The 2,439-nt window shown below is 36.5% G+C and carries 3 protein-coding genes; 1 reads left to right on the forward strand and 2 read right to left on the reverse strand.

The window, feature by feature from the left end:
* Positions 1–112 precede the first annotated feature (112 nt).
* Positions 113–343: a hypothetical protein gene (locus AC52RT_RS10950; RefSeq protein ID WP_495540774.1), complete on the forward strand. Its 231-nt coding sequence runs from the start codon at positions 113–115 to the stop codon at positions 341–343.
* 61 nt (positions 344–404) lie between these two features.
* Here AC52RT_RS10950 and AC52RT_RS10955 read toward each other — a convergent pair whose 3' ends face one another.
* Both AC52RT_RS10955 and AC52RT_RS10960 read right to left on the reverse strand, forming a co-directional pair.
* Positions 405–2,024 carry a PucR family transcriptional regulator gene (locus AC52RT_RS10955; protein ID WP_495540775.1) on the reverse strand — a complete coding sequence of 540 codons (1,620 nt, stop codon included), beginning with the start codon at positions 2,022–2,024 and terminating at the stop codon, positions 405–407.
* A 145-nt stretch (positions 2,025–2,169) separates the two neighbouring features.
* Complete coding sequence (locus AC52RT_RS10960) at positions 2,170–2,370, reverse strand: hypothetical protein (protein ID WP_495540776.1); 201 nt, start codon at positions 2,368–2,370, stop codon at positions 2,170–2,172.
* Positions 2,371–2,439 lie beyond the last annotated feature (69 nt).

The following is a 2,439-nucleotide window of genomic DNA, read 5'->3' on the forward strand; positions in this document are numbered from 1 at the left end:
TACAATAGGTGGTATTAATTACCCAACTATGTTATGATGAATATAATGTAAAAAAATGGGTTCCTTAGACTTTTTTTAGTCCCTTCCCTTTGTATATGAAAGGAGACTAACTATGACACTAACACAAATAAAACACATGCTGGAAACGTTGATGTATTATCGTGATTGCCAAATCACACATACCTTTTCGCATAATCAAGAGCAGTTTGTTTCTGTTTGTTATTTTAAAGAAACGAACGCTTACCAAATCAATCAAATTTCTCACAAAATCAGCGAGACTTTATATGATATAGATTCTGCCGCTCTTGTGCTTAACAAGCATCTGAATCCAGAATTCTCTTAAACCTAATACGGACGCTGCCTACTTACGAGTAAGCAGCGTCCGTATTTTTTTGTCAAAATGATTATAGATTTTGTCTGATTGGAATGGATTGGCGGGTGCTGTTTAGATAATCATAAGCTAGCAGCATAAATTCAATTGCCTGACGGCGTTCTGCCTGCATGAAATTAGCTCCAAGAAGTTTTTCCAGTTTTTCAAGCCTGTGGTAAAGGGTTTGTCTGACAATAAATAACTTTTTGGAAGTCTCTTGTTTTGAACCATTGCAGGCTAGATATTCTTTGAGGGTAACCATCAGCTCACCATTATTCTGAAGATCATAATCGATGACAGGTTCAAGATATTCATAGACGGTTTCTTGAAGATTACTATGTTTATTAATCAATGATAAAATGCGGTACATATGGAGATCTTGATAAAAATAGCTGCTGTTTTCTTCCGTCAGCGTTTCTTGCAGCATGATGGTCTCTTTGGCTGTTTTATAACTTTTAAACATGTCCCCAAGTTTAAAAACATATTGACCGACACCTACTGAGAGGCCAGCCAAACGTTTTTTCCCTGTCCCATCTACTTTGTTTATCCGTTGTAAGCCCTCAGATACTCGTTCCTTCCAGTTTTCTGGTGAACGTCTGTCACCCAGTATAAATAGTAAATGCTGATGCAACTCCATTGAAAATAACTGAAAACCTGCTTGTTCAAACACAGTACGAAACAAGAGCATTAAATACGTATTATCATTAATGGCTGCTGTTCGATGACCTTGTTGACGAAATTTGCAGATAAAAACGACTCCCCCTGTCAGCTTTAATTTTGGGTTTAAATCGGAAAGTTGGGCTTGAATAGCCTCTTCACTGTACTCTCCATCAAGCCAATTACGAAGCCACTTACTTTCTTCAGCGATTTTCTTTTCCTCCACATATAACTCACGAAGGAAATGCTGTGCAAGGGCAGTTGCCGTCCTATCAAGAATAACAGCATCGAATTCAGTCAATTCCCGTTCTGGGGAATATATGTATAATACAGCATAATTTTGTCCAAGAATCTGAATAGGCTGTGTCAAAAACTGTTCGTTTGAATGATCCTCCCTCGTACGTACTTTTTTAAGAAGCTCTTCTTTGTCTGCCTTCCTCCCTGCAGGAACAAAGGTAATTTCATGTTCACGAACGACGGAAAAGACCTGAACGTTAAGATAGTTGTGAAGAATGTGTAAAATCTGCTCATAATTATTAATTTCAAGCAGCTTTTTATTTAATTTTTGAGAATAACTTTCTAAATTGGAAATTAACTTGTATTGTTGGTTGATAATAATCGAGTGGATATCTTGTGTTATTTGGACAAAGGGGACTTCCTTTTGAAAGATGATGATAGGAAAGTTGTTTTTATCTGCAAGATGACGAACGGTTTCAGGGATCCTTTTAATATACGTTCCTAGCTCGATACATAAGCCTGACGCATGACACTTTATTAATTCTTCAACAAACGATAGAAAAAGATTTTCATCATTCCTCAAGCCAATCCCTGTTGATAATATAAGTTCACCACCATTTAAAAGATTCTTAATTTCCGGATTTTCGACAATATGAACCCATTTAACAGAGTGGTGTATTCCGTCCTTACCTGCAACTAGTAATGTACCTTCAAAGTGTTTTCGCTGGAGAACTTCACTAATTGATAGATAGGAATTCATGAATCAACCTCCTTTTCCTTATTCTATGACCTTACCCCTATTATAACCTAGGTTTCGTCAGGTAAAAATAGTTTATTGAATATTTAGTAAATTCACACCAAAAAATAGAGCAAGTATGGCCGATCTCCATACTTGCTCCTTACAATCAGGCTAATAAATACCTTGAAAAATATTTTCTTGCATCTGCTGTGGTAATATGAAGTTGTTGTTTTTCGGTTATATCAGGGTGTATAAAATCGACTACAGCACCACTTAGATTTTCAGTAACATGGGTAATGACAAAGCCCTTTGCTATTAATTCATCAATTTGTGTTTTTTCGGAAAGAAAATACTGGTAATCAGACATCTAACTCCCCCTCCCATTCAGCTGCTTTTAAATACTGACCCGTTACACAGACAGTGTCTCCGTTTTAAA

It is taken from the genome of Peribacillus sp. (assembly GCF_059453735.1).

Excerpts from the sequence above, each read along its gene's own strand:
- AC52RT_RS10950 (WP_495540774.1), top strand. The coding sequence starts at position 113 with ATGACACTAACACAAATAAAACACATGCTGGAAACGTTGATGTATTAT.
- AC52RT_RS10960 (WP_495540776.1), bottom strand. The coding sequence starts at position 2,370 with ATGTCTGATTACCAGTATTTTCTTTCCGAAAAAACACAAATTGATGAA.
- AC52RT_RS10955 (WP_495540775.1), bottom strand. The coding sequence starts at position 2,024 with ATGAATTCCTATCTATCAATTAGTGAAGTTCTCCAGCGAAAACACTTT.